General features: G+C 46.5%; 20 protein-coding genes, 1 tRNA gene and 1 pseudogene. 12 read left to right on the top strand and 10 right to left on the bottom strand.

Annotation, left to right across the window (positions count from 1 at the left end; translation table 11 throughout):
• Positions 1-2,648, bottom strand: a 2,648-nt coding sequence (locus QUB04_RS29145; RefSeq protein ID WP_333289888.1) for a cobaltochelatase subunit CobN, incomplete at its 3' end; no start/stop codon positions are given.
• 219 nt (positions 2,649-2,867) lie between these two features.
• Here QUB04_RS29145 and cobJ point away from each other — a divergent pair.
• Both cobJ and QUB04_RS29135 read left to right on the top strand, forming a co-directional pair.
• Positions 2,868-4,622 (top strand): precorrin-3B C(17)-methyltransferase, encoded by a 1,755-nt coding sequence (gene cobJ / locus QUB04_RS29140; RefSeq protein ID WP_333289886.1) that lies wholly within the window; start codon positions 2,868-2,870, stop codon positions 4,620-4,622.
• Between the two features lie 609 nt (positions 4,623-5,231).
• Positions 5,232-5,921 carry a hypothetical protein gene (locus QUB04_RS29135; protein ID WP_333289884.1) on the top strand — a complete coding sequence of 230 codons (690 nt, stop codon included), beginning with the start codon at positions 5,232-5,234 and terminating at the stop codon, positions 5,919-5,921.
• Positions 5,922-6,104: 183 nt separating this feature from the next.
• Here the strand turns inward: QUB04_RS29135 and QUB04_RS29130 are convergent, their stop codons facing one another.
• Positions 6,105-6,866, bottom strand: coding sequence for a nucleotidyltransferase domain-containing protein (locus QUB04_RS29130; protein WP_333289882.1), 762 nt, complete (start codon positions 6,864-6,866; stop codon positions 6,105-6,107).
• A 119-nt stretch (positions 6,867-6,985) separates the two neighbouring features.
• Positions 6,986-7,927, bottom strand: coding sequence for a DNA polymerase beta superfamily protein (locus QUB04_RS29125; RefSeq protein ID WP_333289881.1), 942 nt, complete (start codon positions 7,925-7,927; stop codon positions 6,986-6,988).
• 171 nt (positions 7,928-8,098) lie between these two features.
• Here QUB04_RS29125 and QUB04_RS29120 point away from each other — a divergent pair, with 171 nt between their 5' ends.
• From QUB04_RS29120 to QUB04_RS29100, 5 genes are all read left to right on the top strand, one after another.
• Positions 8,099-8,230, top strand: coding sequence for a hypothetical protein (locus tag QUB04_RS29120; RefSeq protein ID WP_333289879.1), 132 nt, complete (start codon positions 8,099-8,101; stop codon positions 8,228-8,230).
• Between the two features lie 9 nt (positions 8,231-8,239).
• Entirely contained in the window at positions 8,240-8,557 is a 318-nt protein-coding gene (locus QUB04_RS29115) for a type I restriction-modification enzyme R subunit C-terminal domain-containing protein (RefSeq protein ID WP_333289898.1), read from the top strand.
• Positions 8,558-8,615: 58 nt separating this feature from the next.
• Positions 8,616-9,680 (top strand): glycosyltransferase, encoded by a 1,065-nt coding sequence (locus tag QUB04_RS29110; RefSeq protein ID WP_333289877.1) that lies wholly within the window; start codon positions 8,616-8,618, stop codon positions 9,678-9,680.
• Positions 9,681-9,918: 238 nt separating this feature from the next.
• Positions 9,919-10,116 carry a type II toxin-antitoxin system HicA family toxin gene (locus QUB04_RS29105; RefSeq protein WP_333289875.1) on the top strand — a complete coding sequence of 66 codons (198 nt, stop codon included), beginning with the start codon at positions 9,919-9,921 and terminating at the stop codon, positions 10,114-10,116.
• The gene (locus QUB04_RS29100; RefSeq protein ID WP_236506884.1) at positions 10,116-10,322 is read left to right on the top strand and encodes a type II toxin-antitoxin system HicB family antitoxin; all 207 of its coding nucleotides are present in this window, start codon (positions 10,116-10,118) and stop codon (positions 10,320-10,322) included. The genes QUB04_RS29105 and QUB04_RS29100 overlap by 1 nt, the downstream gene beginning before the upstream one ends.
• Before the next feature lie 91 nt (positions 10,323-10,413).
• Here the strand turns inward: QUB04_RS29100 and QUB04_RS29095 are convergent.
• The 6 genes from QUB04_RS29095 to QUB04_RS29070 form a co-directional block, all read right to left on the bottom strand.
• Positions 10,414-10,485 (bottom strand) — tRNA-Val (locus tag QUB04_RS29095).
• A gap of 125 nt (positions 10,486-10,610) precedes the next feature.
• Positions 10,611-10,823, bottom strand: a complete 213-nt coding sequence (locus QUB04_RS29090) for a DUF2839 domain-containing protein (protein ID WP_333038618.1) — start codon at positions 10,821-10,823, stop codon at positions 10,611-10,613.
• A gap of 65 nt (positions 10,824-10,888) precedes the next feature.
• Positions 10,889-12,397, bottom strand: a complete 1,509-nt coding sequence (locus QUB04_RS29085; protein ID WP_333289873.1) for a helicase C-terminal domain-containing protein — start codon at positions 12,395-12,397, stop codon at positions 10,889-10,891.
• Positions 12,398-12,419: 22 nt separating this feature from the next.
• Positions 12,420-13,949, bottom strand: a complete 1,530-nt coding sequence (locus QUB04_RS29080; protein WP_333289871.1) for a pentapeptide repeat-containing protein — start codon at positions 13,947-13,949, stop codon at positions 12,420-12,422.
• Between the two features lie 80 nt (positions 13,950-14,029).
• Positions 14,030-15,592 carry a pentapeptide repeat-containing protein gene (locus QUB04_RS29075; protein WP_333289869.1) on the bottom strand — a complete coding sequence of 521 codons (1,563 nt, stop codon included), beginning with the start codon at positions 15,590-15,592 and terminating at the stop codon, positions 14,030-14,032.
• Positions 15,593-15,688: 96 nt separating this feature from the next.
• Complete coding sequence (locus tag QUB04_RS29070; protein WP_333289867.1) at positions 15,689-17,251, bottom strand: pentapeptide repeat-containing protein; 1,563 nt, start codon at positions 17,249-17,251, stop codon at positions 15,689-15,691.
• 38 nt (positions 17,252-17,289) lie between these two features.
• Between QUB04_RS29070 and QUB04_RS29065 the strand changes: the two genes are divergently transcribed.
• From QUB04_RS29065 to QUB04_RS32670, 5 genes and pseudogenes are all read left to right on the top strand, one after another.
• Positions 17,290-18,129 carry a prephenate/arogenate dehydrogenase gene (locus QUB04_RS29065; RefSeq protein WP_333289865.1) on the top strand — a complete coding sequence of 280 codons (840 nt, stop codon included), beginning with the start codon at positions 17,290-17,292 and terminating at the stop codon, positions 18,127-18,129.
• A gap of 333 nt (positions 18,130-18,462) precedes the next feature.
• Entirely contained in the window at positions 18,463-20,244 is a 1,782-nt protein-coding gene (locus tag QUB04_RS29060; RefSeq protein ID WP_333289863.1) for an ABC transporter ATP-binding protein, read from the top strand.
• A gap of 44 nt (positions 20,245-20,288) precedes the next feature.
• On the top strand, positions 20,289-20,417 hold the full coding sequence (locus tag QUB04_RS29055; protein WP_333144113.1) for a hypothetical protein: 129 nt from the start codon (positions 20,289-20,291) through the stop codon (positions 20,415-20,417).
• A gap of 155 nt (positions 20,418-20,572) precedes the next feature.
• Positions 20,573-21,004, top strand: a complete 432-nt coding sequence (gene ccmS / locus QUB04_RS29050) for a beta-carboxysome assembly chaperone CcmS (protein WP_333158913.1) — start codon at positions 20,573-20,575, stop codon at positions 21,002-21,004.
• A gap of 134 nt (positions 21,005-21,138) precedes the next feature.
• Positions 21,139-21,423 (top strand): annotated as a pseudogene (locus QUB04_RS32670) (hypothetical protein); the annotation flags it as partial.
• Between the two features lie 23 nt (positions 21,424-21,446).
• Here the strand turns inward: QUB04_RS32670 and QUB04_RS32665 are convergent.
• On the bottom strand, positions 21,447-21,561 hold a 115-nt coding region (locus QUB04_RS32665), incomplete at its 5' end, for an RICIN domain-containing protein (protein ID WP_445301101.1).

The raw sequence follows: 21,561 nt of genomic DNA, 5'->3' as shown, positions 1-21,561 counted from the left end.
TTGCCTGTGCTGGTTTGTGGCACAGGCATCTTGCCTGTGCTGGTTTGTGGCACAGGCATCTTGCCTGTGCTGGTTTGTGGCACAGGCATCTTGCCTGTGCTGGTTTGCCAAACAATTGCTTTCACCTGTTCCTCTGATAACCTCTCCCCAAAATAAGCCTCAAGATAAGAGGTCATTTCCTCAGAATTAGGCGGTTCTCCGAGAACGTGCAAACCAGAAGAAAACAAGCGACATTCCACCACCTGCAAATACTCGTACAGCTTCACCAAATAGCGGTTAAAAGCATCAGCACTGAACATTCCCACATTCTCAAAATTAAAAGCAATCCCCAACTTTCGAGCATCCTCAAACGGACAATCAGCCTCCAAACCGCTATCTAAAATTTTCTTACAAATAGCCTCTTTCAGCACATAATTCTTCGCCGTATCTTCCCGATATTCCGCAATCAAATCCCGCAAAGCCATCAATTCCTTGTACAAGCCGGCGCGGCCGTAGGGCGGCACGTTGTGAGAAATCAAAACACCGTAACCGCGCCGTTTTGCTAACATCGATTCCGAGGGATTGTTCGCAGCATAGATATAAAGATTGGGCAAACTTCCCAACAGAATATCCGACCAAGAATAGCCAGTATTTCCCAGAGGAGATCCCGGCAACCATTCAACAGTGCCGTGCATTCCGAAGTGAACCACAGCATCAGCTTGCAAATCATTTTGCAGCCACTTGTAAAAAGCAGCATATTGAGGGTGAGGCGTCAAATCGCGATCGAACATTAAGCGCATCGGATCGCCCGAAATTCCCAGCGGCGGCTGCAAACCTATCCAAACATTCCCCAGTTGAACGCCACCGATTTGGAACTCGTCGCCCTCCGTCTTAATGCCCGTACCCGTTAAAGATTTCCACTGTTTTTCGATACGACTGGTTAACAGATAGCCCAGCCATTTTTCTAAAGTTTTGACATTAACAGTCTCTTTTGTGGTACGGGCATCTTGCCCGTCACCCGTAGATTCATCCGCCTCTTTCACCCTGCGAATTAACTCCTCACCGTCAGCCGGAATTTCTCCAACCGTATAACCTGCCGCTTGAAGTTTGTGCAGGAAATTTAGCAGCGATTTCGGTACATTTAATAAAGCAGCCGTACCCGCCGCCCCGTAACCGGGAGGAAACCCGTAGAGAATAATCGCAATTTTCCTTTCCGAGGGCGGAGTTTGGCGTAGTTTCACCCAATTGTTAATTCTACTTGTCAGGCGTTTGGCGCGATCGGGCACCAGATAAATATCCTCACCCACCAAACCGCCGAGGGGCACTGGATCGATCGCACCATCCAACTCAGGCAAAGCATACAATACCACACTTTGCAAACCTCCAATCCCCTGACGAGTCCAAGAATGGATATCCTGAATCAGCAGAGGTGCGGACACAAAATAAGGTACATTTTTAGCAGTTAAAATGCGCTTAGCAACTTCCACCTGCCTTCCACCCTCCATCGAACCAGCAGGCCCGCCAACCAAAGGAAAGCCAATAGTAGAAACAATCGCATCAACTTCCACAGCATCTTTAGAAAGCGAAAGAGTTTCAATATTGCCTTGTTTTCGCCGCGCAGTTTCATCAGCAGTAGTCATCCAATCCCGCACCGCCACATGGCCTTCAACGCCATTGATAAAAATCGGCAAAGGCACAATTCCCGCATCTTCAAAATAGCGAATCAATTGAGGAATATAAGGTTGTTTGGTGATAACGTGTTTGCGGTAAAGCAAGATGCCCACAACAGGGGATTTTCCTCTGTCTAAATTTTCAGACAAATTAGTCTCAAATTTTGTGGAACGGGCATCTTGCCCGTTAGAAACCCGGTCTAAACTTTCAGACAAATTAGTCTCAAATTTTGTGGAACGGGCATCTTGCCCGTTATAAGCCTTTCTATCAAGATGTCTAGCCTCTTTTGTGGAACGGGCATCTTGCCCGCCCCTAGCACTTTGATTACCGAGATACCAATCCAAATATTGCCGAGGCGATTCAAAATAACCATTATAATCAGGATGCAGCAAACCCATATTGGGAGTTTCCACAGGCGGCGGAATTTCTGCAACCTTCAGCCCCAAATACTTTTCGGCAATAATCCAAAACATCGAGACCACATTATCCGCACCGCCCGCATTCCAGTAACCATAAATAATCAGCCAGTTACGCAAATCTTGCACTTTTTGCACCGGCACATACTTTAATAACTTCGGCCCAACCTTCAAAAAGCTGATATAACCCGCCAGCTTATCTTCTTCTCGCCCATTGCTGAACTTATCCAGAATAAACTTAACAGGCTTCGGCATTCCCTTCGGCTTGTCGCCAATTTTAAAAGCGCCGATTTGAGTAAGACTCATCAATTCCAAAGCCGACTCAAAAACCAGGCGAATCGGAATATGTTGCACCCTTTCCCGCAGCCACATTACCGCATCGTAATCAAACAGCAAACTCCCGAAAAACACATCAGCATTCGAGAGGGCGGCGGCTACAGCGTCCGGTTCGTCTGCGAGGGCGCGATCGCTAAAAACCCGCACTTCCAATCCCTGACAGCCAGAAACAGCCAACTCGGCAGCTTTGCGGTACAAATCAGCATTAAAAGATTCAAACCCTGCAATTAAGACAATGCGTTTCACAGCCCTACCTCGAAATATTTGCTTCTTTTAATGATAGACTAATTGCAGAAAATCACAGGCAAGATGCCTGTGCCACTAATAAAACAGAAAAACTACTTGCTTCACTTCTTACTTTTCCTTCGCGCCCTTCGCGCCTTCGCGGTTCGTCAAATATTTATTCTGAAAGTAACAAAATATTAAAATAATCAAACCACTCCAAACACACACATAATTAAAACCGTGAATCGAATTCCTCCCGCAATAGTTATCTTAGGTCAAAACAGCCAGCCGATCGCCAAAAAAATCTCCGCACATTTCCCCGGTTCCCAGATTTACGGTTTAATCGATCGCACTTCCAACACAGACATCAACTTTAGCAACTTCGGCGAAACATTGCGGGAATTATTTGCAACAGAAACCCCAATTGTCGCTATCTGCGCCGCCGGAATAATCATCCGTACCCTCGCCCCGCTGCTGTCAGACAAACGCGCCGAACCGCCAGTTTTAGCCGTCGCAGAAGACGGAAGCGCCGTCGTACCTCTGCTGGGCGGTTTGCACGGCGTTAATGATTTGGCCAGAGAGATTGCAGCAGCCCTCGGCGTACAACCTGCAATTACAACAACCGGAGATATTCGGTTTCGCACCGCGTTGCTGAGTCCTCCCCAAGGCTATTATTTGGCGAATCCAGAGGACGCGAAGACTTTTATTTCAAATTTGCTCGCCGGGGCAAAAGTACGCCTAGAAGGGGTTGCAAGCTGGCTTTCCGAGAGCAATTTGCCGATCGCCCCCGACGCCCAATTAACTATCCGCGTCACCGAAAAAGCAACTGCGCCGACGCCAGATTGTTTGGTTTACCATCCGCAAATTGCAGCAGTTGCACTCGCGAACCTATCGAATATTCAGCCAGAAATAGCCCTGTATTGCGTGCAGGAATTACTGGCCCAAACAAATTTAGCAGCAGCTTCTGTTGCTGGATTTTTTGCATTAAAACATGAGATGGGAAATCCGGCACTTGAAGCACTTTCACAATATTTTAAAGTCCCAGTCCGCTTTTTCAATCTCTCCGAACTTGTCGAATTAGACTCAATTGAATTCATCGAAAATCAGGCGGCACAAATTGCCCTGAGAGCTGCAGGTGCAAACAGTCAGTTAATCGAATGCGATCGCACTTTATCCCTGAATTGCGCGCTCGCCCTGGCCGCCGAGCCCATAAATGCTAGGGCGATCGGAATTAGCCGCGGCAAACTGGCGATCGTCGGTACCGGCCCTGGAGGCGCGCCCTGGATGTCCCCGGAGGTTAAGGAAATTCTGCGCGAAGCCACGGATTGGGTGGGTTACAAATTTTATCTCGACTTAGCTGGAACCCTGCGGGAAGGGCAAAAGCGGCACGATTCCGACAACCGCGAAGAGATCGATCGCGCCCGTTTTGCCCTAGATTTAGCAGCATCGGGTCAATCTGTAGCTGTGGTTTCGTCGGGAGATCCGGGTATTTTTGCGATGGCGGCGGCAGTGTTTGAGGCGATCGACTTTGATGCCAAACCCGAATGGCAAGGCATTGATATTCGGGTGGCACCGGGCATTTCAGCCATGCAGGCGGCCGCTGCTGCGATCGGAGCACCCCTCGGACACGATTTTTGCGTGATTTCCCTTTCGGATATTCTCAAGCCTTGGGAGGTCATTGAACAGCGGATTTCGGCCGCTGCGGCTGCCGATTTAGTTATGGCATTTTACAATCCCATCTCGAAACAGCGGATTTGGCAACTCGGAAAAGCGATCGAGATTTTGTTGCAAAGTCGCGATGCTAAAACCCCCGTCATACTAGGGCGAAACCTCGGCCGGCCCGGTCAATCTGTGCGCGTTTGCACCCTCGGCGAATTCCAGCCGCAAGACGCCGACATGAGAACTTTAGTTATTGTCGGTTCGAGTCAAACTCGGATTATTCCCCGTAAATATGGAGATGTTTGGGTTTACACGCCGCGCAGGTATGAAAAATAAGTAAAGCAGCGAAAACTTCGGAAATAAGCAATTGACTGAAAGCTAATTGACTGTGACAAGGAGATATTTTGATCTCGCTGGGGGGAGTCTAGGTTAACAAATGATGCGGCATCACTCGATCGCGATCGGCCTGTTATTTCATCTGATAGTTGTCACTCTCGATCGGTGATCGCCTTTTATTACAGAAATCCTCGGTACTGAGGGATCTCGGCTTCCTGAAGCCGAGTTTTTCTGGCAGACATCGATCGAATTTAGATATCGACTCAACCTTAGTAAGGATTTTAGCTTCATTTTGGGAGATATCTAATTTACCTCTCAAGAAACAAAAAAAATTTATGCAGAATAAAATTTAGGGCGATCGAACTCTGCTAAATTCCTTAATCTTACCATCATCCTACGGTTATAAAAAGAGGACTTTCACCAGGAGGAGTCTTCTCCGTCTTTGGGTAGACCGAATTTTTTTTATCGTTTGATAAGATTCCCTTAAACAAAGCTTAAGATAACGGTTAAGATAACATGAAATTCCAAATTCCCCTAACTCCTGGGGCTGTCACCCAATTTTTGCTTCGAGTGGTGACCTGTCTAGTTGTATTCTCTTTCTTAAGTCGGATGAGCCTGTACTTCTTGCCGGATTACCCGTCTAGAGACTTCTTGGCAATGGCATTCAACGTTGATGGCGAGGGGAACATTCCAGCTATATACTCATCTTTGGCATTGCTGTTTAGTTCTCTCTTGCTGGGTGCGATCGCCCATGTGAAAAATTTGGATAGCGATCGCTACAAGAATCACTGGAAAATTTTATCATTCATATTTTTAGGTCTATCTTTAGACGAAATTGCTCAATTGCACGAACATTTGATTGGCCTGCGAAGCGTGCTAAATGCCACAGGAGTTTTTTACTTTACTTGGATTGTGCCCTTTGGTTTTCTAGTAGCGATATTTCTCTTATCCTACAGTAAGTTTGTGTTCCACCTTCCTGTAGCCACAAGAAAATTATTTGCTGCAGCCTGCGCTCTTTATATTGGAGGAGCAATGGGGATGGAAATGCCAGGGGGATACCTAGCTTCTACCACGGGAGCGGAGAATGTATCCTACGTGATAGTAACAACCATTGAAGAGTCATTAGAAATGCTGGGCATCGTTGTATTTATCCACGCCTTGATTTCATATATCAAGACATATGTAGGCGGGGTAAGTTGGAATATTTACATACCAGGAAAACACTCACAAGTTACCGCTCATCAAAATATCGGCGTCCCTGCCCTTAGCGAAGCAGCAAACACAAATCTATTAAGGTAAATCACTTAAAGCCGGGTTTAATGGACGACAAAAATACTGCATTCTGGCCTTTGCTCAGGATAAAAAACCCGGTTTCTTTGATACTGATGTGTACTGGACTGGAGGTGCTGCGCTCTTCGGCGCACCTACGACTAATATGTAGGGTGCTTGCTGCACCAAAAGACTAATTAGAGGTGGAACAGCTTAGTTCACAGATGACATCCTCACCTTTACCAGAAAATCGCTGAGAGCAACTTTTGCATTAGGATTTGACGGCAAATGACTTGTAAAACTTGCTTCTTCTAATATATTAATTAGCCGATCGCGCTCTTGCTGATAAAATTCTATATCTGTATCTTCCAGCACAGATTTTTCCTCCCCAGCCAGCTTGCGATCGATCAAATCAGGAATATACGACAACTGGAATTTCTCATTAAGTTTCACCAAATTCGCCTCGACTTCCCCGGTTTGCATCAAGTGAATCCCAGCCAGCAACACCCGGTAAACGTACAGCAGCGGCTTAACCCGACGCGGGCGTTCTTTCTCAAACAATTTCCATTGAGTTTTAGCAAAACCGAGATAGTGGTGGCTGTGGTGCTTGGTAATGCAGTTCGAGGCGAGATCCTTTAATTCCTCGTGTTCCTTTTTACTGTAAACTATCAGCGGCGAATACAGTTGTTCTAGCACGTAGCCGTTGCGCTTCAACAGCAACTCAAAAAATTTCTTGATGTCGTGAGTTACTAAATCGAGTTGCATTCCCTCCCGAACTTCAGAAACTTCGATTGTTTCTTCTCCCGAAATCAGTCCAATTACTTTCGATAGCGGTAAGATGTGTACTCCCCGCAAGTCGAAGTCAGAATCTGCGGAAGGAAACCCGTATAAGTGCGAACCGCTGACAGTCGCAAACAGCAGCGGATAAGGTTTAACGGAGATAATTTGGGCGAGATTAGAGATGTATTCTGTCATTTTTTCAACATTTTATCAATTCTAATTTCAATTCCGGTTAAACAATCGCAAATACCTGTAGGGGCGAGTTTTACCAACCATATATGTCTCAAATTAATGATCTCGTAAACCCGCCCCTTTTACCCGATCGCACCTCTACGAGATTTAATCAAAAACAGGTTCGCTTTCTCGTAATTAGGACGTTCTGGCAACTTAGTTGCAGCAAAAGCGCGATCGAACTCACCATGCAAACTCAACCGCCAGCGATTCACCTCTTCCCAGGATATTTCTTGGTTGCGGATAGATAAAAGTTGCGATCGATAATCCTGCACGCGAACGGGTACAAACCCCTCCTTGAGCACCGTAATTCCTGACAGCAGCAAGCGAATTAAGTGCATCGCGTGCTTCCAACGAATTTCCCCGGTATTGCGGAGGTCTTGCTCCATTTTTTTAAATTGAGACAAAACGTAGCTATTGTAAGTTTGATAAACCAATTGAGAAAGAAAGATTTCCCGAATTTCGAGCAATTCTTGTGCTACAGGAGAAACAGTTTCTACTAAAGGCGTGTACAAACATTCTAGCACATTTGGATTAGCTTTTAGTGCCAAAACTAGAAACTTTTGCAGTTCCCAATAGCATTCCTCATTTTTCTTGTTTTCCAATTGTTCTGGAATGCCGTAAAGCGACCAATGAAGTATTGCCGGCGGCAGGTAAATCCCGCGTCTGTCTGTATCTGATTGCTCGTTATCAAGACCGTAGGCTCTGGAACCAAGAATGCAGCGGTAAATTACAGAATCATAGAGGTTGTATTCTGCAAGAAAATCTCCTCCTGACTGCAATCCTTCGCTCTGAAACTGCTTGCGGATACTGAATTCGTGCCGCCGCAGACTAACTTCTGTTCCGTCTGGAAGTTTGACTAAATATGCGTGGGAATTGTCGGTAGGCGATTGAACGATGACACCTACTAATCCCGGTTTCCAAGGTTGGTCGTCGGCGGGGTTTTTGACTTCGATTTTGGTGACAATTTGGGTTCCTGCGGGTAGGATTAAGTTGAAATTTTGAGGAAGATTGGCATTTGCCATGAGGGAACCTCCTGCGGGGCACGAGCTACAATGTTAGTGTAGCATATGTGTAGTATAGAAGGGAGTTTTGGGCGATCGGGTCCCGCCCCGCAAGCTACGGCTGTTTTGGCCTTGTTGAAAATTGTCTAATTAATTATCAAGGAGGAATACCGCCAGCGGGTTGAGGGGAAAGTGTTGGAGATTGTGGAGACTCACCCGACAATTGCCGCAATTCGCAATGGGGAAGCGGTGACAGACTTGCAACTGGTGGCGTTAGAGCGTACACTGAGGCAAGAGTTGCATGGGGGAAACGTGCAGTTGTAGAAGTCGAATATTCGCAAGGCGTTTAATCTGAAGGTGAATAGTTTATTATCGTTTCTGCGAGAGTTGTTCGAGATTGAGGCATTGCCGGATTATCAAGAGGTGGTAAGGCGGAATTTTGAGGATTTTATTGCCCAACGGCAGTTTAACGCCAATCAGATTTGGTTTTTAAGGGCGGTGCAGAATGTGTTTTTGAAGAAACGCCCGTTTGAGGTGGCGGATTTGTATGAGGAGCCATTAAACAGGTTTGGGGAGGATGCTGTGGAGCTGTGGTTTACTAAGAAACAGGTAGATGACCTGATTAAGTTTACCGCACAATTCGCAGCATAGTATATTCTTGATTCTAGCCTGGTTGATTTTGTAGTAAAAACTGACTCAGTATAAAAATATGTTATTGGACCAAGCTTTGTTAAAAGAACAATTACAAAAATACTATGTTGATTTTGACATTGCTATGGGCAAAGGAACGGGGTATTTTAGGCAGATTGAAAAGTATAAGGGTCAGAACCTAGAATCTTTCAATTTTTTTAAAACCTTATATGAAAAGAACCATTTTTTAAAGGTTGAACCTCAAGATAATCCCAAAATTCCCCAAATTATTCATCAGATATGGATTGGCAACCGTCAGATTCCTTCAAAATTACAAGAATACCAAAAAACTTGGAGAGAACAACATCCAGATTGGGAGTATAAATTTTGGACTAATGAAGAGGTAAAAAACTATACCTTTGTCAACGAAGATCTTAAGTTTTTATTTGACAAAGCTTTGACTCTAGGTGAACGAGTTGATGTACTGCGATACGATATTTTGTACCAATATGGGGGAATATATGCTGACTGCGATTGTATTTGTTTAAAGCCGTTGGATGTTTTTGTTTATTGCTATGACTTCTTTGCTGGTATGTTACCTCCTATGTTTGCCACAATGGAGACAGCGGTTTTTTTGCAAAATTGTATGATTGGAGCCAAGCCCAAACATCCGATTATCAAAAGGCTAGCATCGCTATTGGTGCAAAATTGGGACAACGTAGAATATAAAGATGATGAATTTTATACTACTATCAAGCGGACCTTTTATGGACTGACGCTGGCGTCGATTGATGAGGCAGGGAAATATAATAATATAGATATTGCCATGCCTCCACCATATTTGGCTCCGATTGCCCCCTACCCAGTATTTGATATGATGACGAGGGGATTTAAGGATACAATACTGGGATTTTTTAATAAAGAATTGGCACCATATTCATCATTTAAAGATTGCAGCTTTTCTCATCATTATTCAACTAAAGAATGGGTAAAAGACATCTATTCTACTATAAGTTTTAAACATACAGGATGGACGTTGTTTAATTTGAAAGATTGGTGGTTATTTTTAACAGCAAAAGCGCAGAGCAAATCTGGTCAAAAGCAAATTGTAAGAGAAACTTTTGAGGATCTTATTTCTCGTTAAACGAGCTGTAATTTCAACATTTAAACAATACGTATTTATTGACTGGTAATGCTAACTGACCCTGAACTTCGATCGCCGGTTGACCCAATTTGGGAGAGATTACCATCGTCGGAACTCTGGAACCCAAAGCAGGATGAGGTTTTTTATCAGCGGCGCAGGTTACAATGGAGAGGTTGCGGAAGTTAGAGCATATTAGGGGGATAGAAGTGCGGGAGTTGATGAGTTTTATAGATGAAAAATGAAAGTTAGAGAAGTTATTAAAATGTTAGAAGATGATGGTTGGTATTTAGCTAGAACAAAGGGCAGTCATCGTCAATTTAAACACCCAGAAAAGGCTGGGACTGTCACGGTGTCAGGTAATTTAGGCGTTGATATCCCAATTGGTACGCTTAAAAGTGTTTGGCGGCAAGCTCAACTAGAAGAGGAGGAAGATTAATGCGTTATGCTGTTGTAATTGAGAAGGGTGAAACTAGCTACGGTGCTTATGTTCCCGATTTACCTGGATGTGTAGCTGTGGCTGAAAGTTTAGAAGAGGTGAGAAATTTAATTAAAGAGGCGATCGCATTTCATATTGAAGGACTACAAGAGGATGCTTTTCCTATTCCCGAACCTGTCTCTATTTGCGAATATGTTGAAGCTTAAGAAGCTGAGGGCGGTTGAAACCGCGGCTACAAAAAATTTTGTCCCAGCAGAGGGGGACTAAGAAATAAGAGGAATCAGAAAATAAATTTGATGGGCAATACAGGATTTGAACCTGTGACCCCTTCCGTGTGAAGGAAGTGCGCTACCACTGTGCTAATTGCCCGCAGATAATTAAGATACCATACCAAGTCCAAATTTGCAACTAAATTTTTCCTAAAAATTCAGCCGCTGGTTTCCCAGTTAAACTCGACACAATGCCAAGAATACAGGCATTTGTCGAGTCTGGCATCAGTTAACCTGCCACCAACCCGCCGACGGGCCGACAAACCGCACTACAATCCACCAAGCCACCAAAAGACTAATCCCGATCCAGCTTCCGCGACTTGTCCACTTCACAAAATCTTCGCTTTGGGTTTTCGTGATTGGCAGCCAGGGAACGATGCGCTCTTCTTTACCGTATTCGTCGCCGATCGACTCTTTGCGACGCTTAGCTTCACCCATAATCTTTGTCTACTAAATTAGATTTCAACTCAATACCTAACCAAATTATACGCCAACAGGTCATCTCAAGCCTGGGTCAGCCAAGTCGTATCCAAATAATCAATCCTCGCAAAAGGACTCAAAGCCGCTAAAACCTGCTGTCCATAACTGCGGTGAATCACCCTGCTGTCGAAAATCGCCACCACCCCTTGACGTTCTCGCACCGGCGCGATCGCCCGTTGCAACTCATTCAGCGCCGCCGGCAGCAAATACAACCGAAACCAATCCTTGCGCCGTTCCTTATAATAAGCCACACGCGCCGTCACCAAAGGATTCTCCAAAGAAGGTAGCGGCAAAGTTGCGATCGCCAGCAAGTGAGGCGCCCTCAATTCCCCCTGATGTTCCCGCCAAAACTCCCACCCCGTCACCAAAATCGCATTCTCGCCCACATCTGTTTTTTCTACCTGCACGCGAGAACCGAACTCAGAAGCCAAAATCGCCGCCAGCCGAGCCCTCAGCGGTACATCACCCACAATCAGCACCGTTAAACCCGCCACCGACGCGCTCATCAACAGCAAAGTCCGAATTTCTTCCATTAAAACACCCTGAAATTCCGGCGTATTTGGCAGCGGCAGCCAGTTGGGAATATACAGTTGAATTAATTCGCTTTGTCGATCGGGCGAAAACTTAACGCTCGTCAATTCTGGCAGTCCCAGCATTTGCCGGAAGATCGGAGCCTTCGGTTCCACATCCACCGCCCCCCCAATCAACACCACAGGCTGACAATCCCAAATTTTGCTCAAAACCTCAGCCACCTGAACCGGCGCGCAGAACAGAGAAAATGAGCCAGCCTCCCGATGAATTTCGGTCCACCGCAGTGTTCCGTTTGCTTCCCACCGCTGCCAAAAATTGCTCCAAGCAGCCGGAATCAGCGAATTTGGCTCGATCCTTTCAAACAGCCCCTCCAATATCTTTTGCTCTGCGGTTTCCAGCAAATAGCACTCCTCTGGTTTCGCCGGATGCTGAAAGAAAGCCCGCGTTAGCAGTACCCGCCCTTGGAGGATTGCATCGGCTTCCAAAGGCTGAGATTGCATTAAATCATTCCAGTCAGCAGGTTGCAAACACGCCGTCAATTGCTGGCGCGTCCAAACTTCCAAGTCATCCACACCGTCGATAATTGTCGGAATATTGCTGTGAAGTTCCGAATTCCCCGCCAAGCGAGCCGCCAGCCAAGACTGCGGATCTACTAGCATCAATCCTCGTCCAGTGGCATTATCGGAATAAGTGTCGATCGACTTATCAGTTTGCAGCCACTCTTGCAAACGCGGAATTTCCACTGCTCTCAAATGCTCGATCAGCCGTGTCGGCGCCACCAAAATCACAGGCTCCGACCACATCAAAATCGGCATCAAATAGCTGACTCGATACCGCTGTCGGTAAGCTCCAGCAGGAAGCCCCGTTTGGATCAGAGCGCTGCGCCCCAAGCGCAAAGCCCGCGCCACGAGCCGCGCCATCGTTAAATGGTGGGGCCAGTGCGGCTCGGAGTTCGATCGCAGGAAGCGGAGTAGCGAATTGTGGACTTCTACCTCAATCAATCGGTTTTAAAATTGACATTTCTCAATCAACATAATCAAAACTGGCCAGAAAATCAACTACTTTTTGACCGATAGGCAAACAGAATTTATTCTCCTGATGAGTTGCACCTCCCTTCCCAAAATTCCCGTGAGAATTCACCATCAAACTCTCCTGTCCCGAACTAATTAAAATAGTTTGGGTAGGTGACTCAAAAAACTTTGTTGGCTGACTCACCCGTGATATATTAGAGACCAAATTTATCAACTCATTTAACTGATCTGTAGCTATACTCAATGCTTTACGCAACTGCAATATTCGTTTTTCATCCAAATTTTGACTTTCGATATTTTTGCCAATAACCATAATATTTCTCTGAGTTTGTACAGCATCCTTAAAAGGAAGAATCGCTAAAAAAGCTGCTGGCAATAAATGCTCATCGCTCTCAAATCTAAAAGTTAGAGTTGTGCGGCGGTAGCCGACTTCAATATTAGGAGGAAAATTCATTGCCCGGTAATGCCGAGCTATTTCGCTGTAAGCTGTTGCTAAAGTGCTGTTTGCTGAGTAGTCTAAAAGTGCGTCAACCACAATTTGCACTAACCCAGGCGTGTGACTTAAAAATTTTATCGATTCTGACGGCGAATTAAATTGTTGAATCTGAGTGCGATCGCCAGCGGGGCTGAGGTCAACCCACTCGCAAGTAATATCATCTGCGATGATGCCACATCGAGGAACCAAATACAGTTTTGCTCCTGTTAAAGTTGCTCCCCTCAAATCAGCGCCCACCCAATCTGCATTAATCAAATTTGTTTCTGTCAAATCAGCGTGAACGAAATTAGCACTTGCTAAATTAGTATTTCTTAAATCTGCTCCGTTAAGGTTAGCTCCGCTCAATTTAGCACTGCTCAGATCAGCGCCGTTGAGGTTAGCTCCCGTCAAATCAGCCCATTTTAGGTTAGCTCCGCTCAAATTGGCACTGCTGAGATTCACCTGTTGCAAAGAAGCTTGTCTCATATCGGCATTGCTCAAATTGACGCCGCTAAGTTCTGCTTTCGTCAAATCCGCGCCATGCAAGTTAGCTTCTTGAAAGTTAGCTGAAGCAGCCGAAGCACCTCTGAGATTTGCACCGGAAAGATTAGCACCGCACAGGTTAGCTTCCGTCAGTTTTACCTCTCTTAAATCTGCTTCAGTCAGGTTTGCACCGCTGAAGTTAGCTTTGCTGAGTTCGCAGCGGACTAATTCGCTTCTAATCAGGGAGGCTCGGATTAATTGAGCTGCACTTAAATCGGCTCTGACTAAGTTTGCTACGTTGAGAGTAGCCCCGTTTAAGATTGCCCGCGAGAGGTTGGTACTGCTGAGTCTAGCCACATTCAAGTTAGCGTCGCTCAAGTTAGCGTCGCTCAAGTTAGCGCCGCTGAGGTTGGTGACAAATAAGCTAGCCCCCCTTAAATTTGATTGGCTGAGGTTGATGCGGCTGAGATTAGCTTCATTTAGGTTGATTCCTGTGAAATCTCTGTCGCCTTCTGTGTATCTCTTGACGAGTGCAAATCGTTTGAGCAGTTCTTCAGCTTCCATTTTTTTTAGTTGAATGAAATGGCAATTGGCTAACTTTTATAGGGCATGAATAGAAATGATATCAAATTAATTTATAGTATTTACTCACCGAGCTGATAAAAGCTTTTGACAAACTCAATGACCGTATTTAGCGGCGGGGTGGTAAATCTTTGGGCTTTAATTGCAGGACTGATAGACGTTTTGTTGACTCCCGGCAAATTTGTCAAGTTTCTGCCAAAATCTGGGTGATAGTGAATCATCAAAGTTTCGGCGCTGGAGTTAGCCAGTACAGTTTGGGTAGGCGATTGGAAAAAACTTGACATCGGTTCGCGATCGAGGCGAATCGGCTGAATTTTCATTTCCCCTATTTTTCTCATTGTTTTGGTCATGGCTACGTTTAATTGCACTACCATATTTGAGACTCTGACGCCCAGGTTATTACCACTTTGGGGTTGAATCATCTTGATGAGAGTAATCAAATTTTTCTGAGTAAATGCTGCATCACTAAAGGGAATAATCGCAACGAAAGCTGTGGGAAATAGTTGATCGTCCTGCTCTATTTTAAATGATATGATTGTGCGTCTGGAATTAACTTCGATACTGGGAGGATGGCTCAAAGCAGGGTATTGACGGGCTATTTGGCGGTAGGTAGCTGCAAGGACAAAGTTAGCATCCGGGTCGAGGGGTCGATCGACAATAATTTGAACTGTCGGCGGTGTAGCATTGAAAAACCTTTGAGATTCTTCTGGGGTAAAGCGCTGAATGTGGCTGCGATCGCCGTTAGGACTGAGGTCAACCCAATCGCAGGTAATGTCATCTGCTTTCACATCAAACCTAGACACCGCGTAAATTTTTGCCCCCGTCAGGGCCGCCCCCGTCAAATCTGCGCCCACCCAATCAGCGTGAATCAAATTCGCTTGAGTCAAATCCGCGTGTACCAGAGTAGCGTTCAACAGATTGACATTGCTCAAATTTGCCCCGTACAAGTTGGCCCCGCTCAATCTCGCTTCATCGAGGTCAGCGCCGGTCAGGTTCGCCCCGCTGAGGTCAGCCCACCGGAGATTAGCGCCTCGCAAGTCAGCGCCGCTGAGGTTGGCCTGAGACAGATTAGCTTGTCTAAGTTCGGCATTGCAGAGGTTGACTCCTCGCAAGTCTGCCCTGCTGAGGTCGGCTCTGTGCAAGTTAGCCCGTTCCAAGTTGGCCGCGGTTAGGGAAGCGCCTCTAAGGTGAGCCCCGCTGAGGTCGGCTTGCTCTAGATTGGCTTCTCTGAGGGTTGCTTCTCTCAAATCTGCTTCACTGAGGTTTGCCCCGCTCAAGTTTGCACTGCTGAGGTTTGCTCGGATCAGTTCGGATCTGATCATTGTAGCTTCGACGAGTTGGGCTTCGCTGAGGTCGGCTCGAATCAAGTTAGCCACGTTGAGGATAGCGCCGCTGAGGTTGGCTTTGTGGAGATTAGCACCGCTGAGTCTGGCAACATTGAGTTTGGCTTTTCTCATGTTGGCGTTTGACAGATTGGTGCCGCTCATGTTGGTGAGGCTCAAGATTGCCTCACTGAAATTAGCCCCGCTGAGATCGATCCTGCTGAGATTTGCCTCGCAAAGGAGAATGGCAGTAAAGTCTCTTTCTCCTGCTGCATATTTGGTGATGAGTTCTTCGGCATCCATGCTTTTCAATTTCCCTGATGTGTTAGCTAGAACAAAGCTTTGTTGTGCCAACCTTTAAACTAGAATAAGCATTTTTTGTAACTTGATGCAATATGCCTAAACATCTATATTGTGGAAGCCTTTTATAAAATCCAAAATGCTACTGATATTAGTTTGAGCCAATTTTGTGCTTTCGGCTAACTTACCAGAGGTTGAGTTACTTGGGTCGTATTTTTTAATCAGGCGCTTGCCGAAGGCTGGGTGGTGATATACGCTGAGTCTTTGGTCGCGGGAATTAATTAAGAGCATCTGTGTAGGAATTTGAAAAAAATTGATGCTTTCGCCGATTTTGGGAAAAGAACTGGAAATTTTGATTTGGTCTACTTTGCTGATAGCTTGGTTGAGAGCTTTGCTGCATAACTGGACGTGTTTAGATTCTTTGACGTTAAGTTTGCCTGCATCGTGGGATTGAATCATTTTCATCAAAGCTATTAGGTTTTTTTGAGTTATGGCAGCGTCGTTAAAAGGAATGATGGCCACGTAAGCGGTGGCAAATAATTTATCGTCACTGTCCATTTTAAACGCGAGTACGGTGCGCCTAGAGCTGACTTCGATCGTGGGAGGCTGACTTAAACTCGGGTATTGTTGGGCAATTTGGTAATAAGTTGCAGCTAGCGCAAAATGAGCGCCTTGGTCTAAGGGCGAGTCAATCACAATCCGAACTGTGGGCAAGGTTTCGTGAAAAAATTCCTGGGTTCCTCCCGAGTTCAACCAGTAAATTTGGCTGTGGTCGCCGTTGGGGCTGAGATCGACCCACTTGCAGGTCATGCCTTCGGTTTTGATGCCCAGTCGCGAAACTGCGTGAAGTTTGGCTCCGGTTAAGGTGGCTCCGGTTAAGTCGGCTCCAATCCAGTCGGCGCGAATCAGATAGGCATTTGACAGGTCGGCGTGAACTAAGCTGGCATTCAGCAAGTTGGCGTGGCAGAGGTCGGCTCGGCTGAGGTCGGCACCGCTCAATTTGGCTTCGCTGAGGTCGGCCCAGCGGAGATTGCAGCCGCTGAGGATGGCCCAGCGCAAATTGACGCCGCTGAGGTCGGCGCCGCTGAGTACGGCTTGAGTGAGGTTGGCTTGTCTCAGTTCTGTGCCTCGCAAGTCGGCGCCGCTGAGGTCGGCTCGGCTGAGGTCGGCTCCTTGCAGGTTGGCTTGTTCGAGGTTGGCTTCTGTCAAGCACGCGCCGCTGAGGTGAGCGCCTCGAAGGTTGGCTTGAGCGAGGTTGGCTCCTCGAAGGGTGGCTTCGGTGAGGGTGGCGCCGCTGAGGTTTGCGCCGCTGAGGTTTGCACCGCTGAGTTCGGCTCGAATGAGCTCGGCTCTGATCAGTTTGGCCCCTGTGAGTATGGCTTTTTTGAGGTCAACTCGCACTAGGTAAGCGACGTTGAGGTCGGCGTCGGTGAGGTCGGCGCCGCCTAGATGGGCGCCACTGAGTCTGGCGATGTTGAGTTTGGCACCTGTGAGGTTGGTTTTGCTGAGGTTGGCTCCGCTCAGGTTTGCTACACTCAGATTCGCACCCTTGAGGTTGGCTCCGCTCAAGTTGACGCCGCTGAGGTTGGCCTCAGTCAGGTTGATTCCGGCAAAATCTCTTTCTCCGGCGGCATATTTTTTCAGGAGTTCCTCGACTGTCATGGGGGCGGCACCGTATCAAATATCCCCATTTTATTGCTATGAATATCGGTATTGTAGGACTGGGTTTAATTGGTGGCTCGATCGGGCTGGATTTACGATCGCGCGGGTTTAATGTTTTTGGGGTTTCGAGTCGGCAGCAGACTTGCCATCGGGCGCAAGCTCGCGGTGTTGTCAATGAAGCCAGCATAAACCTGTCTCTGATGGCAGCAGCCGATGTGGTTTTTATTTGCACGCCGCTGGGGTCGATCGAGCCGATCGTCCGAGAGTTGGTGCCCTATCTTTCCCCTGATACTATTGTAACCGATGTCGGTTCCGTAAAAACACCCATAGTACAGGCTGTGTCTCCTCTGTGGCCGAATTTTGTGGGGGGACACCCGATGGCGGGGACTGCTGAAAGCGGAATTGAGGCGGCGGTGCCGGATTTGTTTGTGGGCCGGCCTTATGTGGTGACGCCGCAGGCTCAGACGCCGGCGCTTGCGGTGGATAAGGTTGAGGAAATTGCGCGGTTGCTGGGTGCGTCGGTTTACCGGTGCGATCCGATCGAGCACGATCGAGCTGTGGCTTGGATTTCTCATTTGCCGCTCATGGCGAGCGCGACGCTGGTTGCTGCGTGCGATCGAGAGGGCGATCGGGATATTGTGAATTTAGCCCAACATTTGGCGAGTTCGGGTTTTCGGGACACGAGCCGGGTGGGGGGTGGCAATCCCGAACTGGGAGTGATGGTGGCAAAGTACAATCGAGAGGAATTATTGCGATCGCTCTCTCTTTACCGCGACAGTCTCGACGAGTTCATCAGCGATATCGAAGCCGAAAATTGGCAAAGTCTCGAACACAAGCTGAAGCTGACTCAACAAGCGAGACAGAATTACAACTTGTGATCCCAAATTTACCAGCCAATTCAACCAGTAATTGACGTTCAGGTGGATGCCCAAATAGTTGGTGTAGTCGCTAAAATAAAGCGAGTGTTAACATTTAAAGCGTAGCCTGGGGCTATTTCTCCGTTTTTAATAACTGGTGTCTAAACCAGGGGAAAAGCCCGTTATAAAAGACAATTTCTTAGTTGTGGAACGGGCCGGAGAGCCCGTTCGGAACAGGCTTTTAGCCTGTTATAAAAGACAATTTCTTAGTTGTGGAACGGGCATATTGCCCGTTTCTAAAGCTGTGAGAGTAGTGCAAAATCTAAAAATTGCCCAATTACCCCCAATCCTCAATTGTCACCAAATCCATCAAAACCTGTCCATCCCCTAAAGCGGCTGCTGAAGTACGGGCGCCGCTACCGCCTGAAAGCTTGGCTGGCAAGTATCTGTTCGCTGCTGAATAAATTCTTTGATTTAGCGCCGCCAGCATTAATCGGTATTGCCGTTGATGTGGTGGTGAAACAGCAAGATTCTATCCTCGCTCAATGGGGCATAAAAGATGTCTTTTGGCAACTGGCTCTTATTACTCTTTTGAGCGCGATTGTTTGGACGTTGGAATCTCTTTTTGAATATGCCTATGATTATTTGTGGCGCAATTTGGCTCAGGATATTGAACACGATTTGCGTCTGGAAGCTTACAGCCATTTGCAAGAATTAGAATTAGCTTATTTTGAAGAACGCAGCACGGGCGGTTTGATTTCTATTCTCAACGATGATATCAATCAACTCGAACGTTTTTTGGACGACGGCGCTAATGAGGTGATTCAGGTAATTACAACGGTTGTTGTGATTGGTGCGGCTTTTTTTGCTGCTTCTCCTCTTGTTGCTGGGCTGTCAATGCTGCCGATACCTTTTATTATTTGGGGTTCGATCGCCTTTCAAAATCGCCTCGCTCCTTTCTATGCTGATGTGCGGGAAAAGGTGAGTTTTCTGAACGGGCAACTATCTAATAATTTGATGGGAATTACTACTATTAAAAGTTTTACTTCCGAAGATTATGAAATTCAGCGCATCGAAACACAAAGCCAAGCTTACCGCCAAAGCAACCGACGGGCGATCGTACTTTCGGCAGCTTTTATTCCGCTGATTCGGGTTGTGATTTTCTTAGGGTTTATTGCAACGCTATTTCTGGGCGGTTTGGAGGTTGTGGCGGGCCGATTGTCTGTGGGAACTTACAGCGTTTTGGTGTTTTTGACCCAGCGGTTGCTGTGGCCTCTGACTCGCCTGGGAAATACTCTGGATCAATACCAGCGCGCTATGGCTTCTACTAATCGGGTGATGAATTTGTTGGATACTCCGATCGCAATTCGCACGGGTGATATCCGGCGGCCTGTTAGTTCGATTAAGGGTGAGCTAGAATTTAAAAATGTTACTTTTTCTTACAATCAAAGAAAACCGATTTTGCAGTATTTTTCCCTGACTCTGCCGGCGGGAAAAACTACTGCGATTGTTGGGGCTACTGGTTCGGGAAAAAGTACGCTGGTGAAACTAATATTGAGGCTGTACGAGGTACAGTACGGCAATATTTATCTCGACGGTATAGAATTAAATAGCCTGAATTTAAAAGACTTACGCAGAGCGATCGGATTGGTGAGTCAAGATGTGTTTTTGTTTCACGGTACGGTGGCAGAAAATATTGCTTACGGCAGTTTTGAGGCTAACAATCGAGAGATAGTAAATGCTGCTAAAATTGCCGAAGCGCACGAGTTTATCGTACAATTGCCGGACGGTTACAACACTATTGTAGGGGAACGCGGTCAAAAGTTGTCGGGGGGGCAGCGGCAGCGAATTGCAATTGCGAGGGCTGTTTTGAAGAATCCGCCGATTTTGATTCTTGACGAAGCTACTTCAGCGGTGGATAACGAGACTGAGGCGGCAATTCAGCGATCGCTCGAACGAATTACCAAGAATCGCACTACAATTGCGATCGCCCACCGTCTTTCTACTGTCCGCAATGCCGATTGCATTTGTGTCATGGAAGAGGGGCTGGTGGTAGAATCGGGGCAGCACGAACAACTGATCGAACAGGACGGAATTTATGCGGCGCTCTGGCGCGTGCAATCTGGTATAAGATAGAAACGCAGCGGTTTTGGGTAATTGGGAATTGCGGGAGCATCTCAATGAAAGCAGCAAAGCTCGAAATTGGAATTAGGAGTCAGGAGTCAGGAGCCAGGAGAAAAGAGTCAGAAGGAAGAAGAAAGAAGTGTTTTTGCAAATATGAGATGCTCCCGGGAATTGCTAATTTGTAATTGGGGATGGGCTATTGGGCATGGGTAACTAATGACAACAGTCAACTGCCAACTGCCAACTGCCAACTGCCAACTGCCAACTGCCAACTGCCAACTGCCAACTGACTACTGACTGCTGACTGTAAAATATTAGTTTATACAAACAAGAAGAGAAAATGTTTCTATTTGATAGCCCTGAGTCCAAACCCAACGAAAATAGCTGGAGCCGCAAGTTAGATAAATTTGTGAAAGCTAATCAACATGAATTGGCTGCTTTGGCTTGGGGGCTATTTCTGGAAAGGGGAGAGGAAAGCGAGGAAATTTTGGCAATTGATATTGCAGAAACTGCGCGTTTTGTGTATTGTAAGAAAGAGGCGGTTGAGGAGTTGAACCGTCAAGTAAAAAGTCATATTCAGGAAGTTGTAGGTGTGTTGAACGCTCACAAGCCTGAGAAGGAAGTGGCGATTTTGGCGATCGGGGAAGGTCAAATTAAGTTGATTCTTTTTGAACCTAAGCCTGAACCTCCTGTTTGTTTTGAGGAAGCTGCAACAGATGTTGATACATTGTTGGCTAAGCTGGAACAGCAGATGGTTGAATATATGAAATAGGAGTTATATCATGTCCGATCGATTGACCATAATATCCCGGCCGGGCGGGTTTTTGAGATTGTCAATTATTGGCAGATATTGTTGGTGAACCCGCCCCTACCTGATTTCGGGTAATCGACCGGACATGATATGACCCCTCGGTTCCTCCGGATAATAATTTAGCAGAACGTTCTCTACGGCTAGCTGTAACTAAACGGAAAGTTTGTGGCGGCTCTCGTTCGATGAAACGATTTGAGGAAACGGCTAATCTGCTGAGTGTGATTCAAACCTGTCGTTTTCAAACTCGTTCAGTAATGGCTTTTTTCCGTGATGCTATTTCTGCCCATTCTTGTGACTTGGCTATGCCGCTCGCTCATTCCCTTCTTTCAGACCTGAATCCTTACCCTCCCTGCAATCATCCCGCTATTAGCCATAGATAGGCAAAGCATTTTTGAGAGCTTATCTACACAGCCTGTAATTTCCATTTGTGGTTATCTTTTACTACTATGTCCCATTGCACGACACTGGCATTATTGTCGGTACTGGAATTAGGGACAGCTATACATTTACCACTATGT

Origin of the sequence: Microcoleus sp. D2_18a_B4 (assembly GCF_036702475.1) — a bacterium.
Classification (GTDB): domain Bacteria; phylum Cyanobacteriota; class Cyanobacteriia; order Cyanobacteriales; family Microcoleaceae; genus Microcoleus.
Note: the sequence above shows the minus strand (reverse complement) of the source record. Positions and strands in the feature narration are given on the sequence as shown.

Coding starts and splice junctions, on each gene's coding strand:
- QUB04_RS29135 (WP_333289884.1), top strand. CDS start 5,232: ATGAGCCTGTACTTCTTGCCGGATTACCCGTCTAGAGACTTCTTGGCA.
- QUB04_RS29130 (WP_333289882.1), bottom strand. CDS start 6,866: ATGACAGAATACATCTCTAATCTCGCCCAAATTATCTCCGTTAAACCT.
- QUB04_RS29125 (WP_333289881.1), bottom strand. CDS start 7,927: ATGGCAAATGCCAATCTTCCTCAAAATTTCAACTTAATCCTACCCGCA.
- QUB04_RS29110 (WP_333289877.1), top strand. CDS start 8,616: ATGTTATTGGACCAAGCTTTGTTAAAAGAACAATTACAAAAATACTAT.
- QUB04_RS29105 (WP_333289875.1), top strand. CDS start 9,919: ATGAAAGTTAGAGAAGTTATTAAAATGTTAGAAGATGATGGTTGGTAT.
- QUB04_RS29100 (WP_236506884.1), top strand. CDS start 10,116: ATGCGTTATGCTGTTGTAATTGAGAAGGGTGAAACTAGCTACGGTGCT.
- QUB04_RS29090 (WP_333038618.1), bottom strand. CDS start 10,823: ATGGGTGAAGCTAAGCGTCGCAAAGAGTCGATCGGCGACGAATACGGT.
- QUB04_RS29080 (WP_333289871.1), bottom strand. CDS start 13,949: ATGGAAGCTGAAGAACTGCTCAAACGATTTGCACTCGTCAAGAGATAC.
- QUB04_RS29075 (WP_333289869.1), bottom strand. CDS start 15,592: ATGGATGCCGAAGAACTCATCACCAAATATGCAGCAGGAGAAAGAGAC.
- QUB04_RS29070 (WP_333289867.1), bottom strand. CDS start 17,251: ATGACAGTCGAGGAACTCCTGAAAAAATATGCCGCCGGAGAAAGAGAT.
- QUB04_RS29065 (WP_333289865.1), top strand. CDS start 17,290: ATGAATATCGGTATTGTAGGACTGGGTTTAATTGGTGGCTCGATCGGG.
- QUB04_RS29055 (WP_333144113.1), top strand. CDS start 20,289: ATGAAAGCAGCAAAGCTCGAAATTGGAATTAGGAGTCAGGAGTCAGGA.
- ccmS (WP_333158913.1), top strand. CDS start 20,573: ATGTTTCTATTTGATAGCCCTGAGTCCAAACCCAACGAAAATAGCTGG.